Here is a 251-nt window from a genome sequence, read left to right on the forward strand (position 1 = left end):
TCGCACGCCGTAGCGATAACGGCAAAGACGACAGGAGTGACATTCCATGCAAAACCGCTTTTCGTTAACTCTGCCAGGTCTGGCTTTACTGAGTGCACTTTGCGCCTGCCAGCCGCAAACTACACCCGACACCAGCAAGCCAGCACAGGATAGCAGCGAACCAACAAACAGCAGCGCGGCCCCTGTGGCACAGTTTGACTGGTTTGAATATCAGGGCCAGGATGCGGTTTTTGCGGCGCCGTTAGAACCCG

1 protein-coding gene is annotated in these 251 nt (G+C 56.2%); it reads left to right on the plus strand.

From position 1 onward, the window contains the following. Positions 1 to 46 precede the first annotated feature (46 nt). Positions 47 to 251 (plus strand): hypothetical protein (locus R0J87_RS22880; protein WP_498889228.1); only part of this gene is annotated, 205 nt, incomplete at its 3' end.

This window comes from Halomonas sp. SIMBA_159 (assembly GCF_046536035.1).
GTDB classification, from domain to species: Bacteria; Pseudomonadota; Gammaproteobacteria; order Pseudomonadales; family Halomonadaceae; genus Vreelandella; species Vreelandella venusta_A.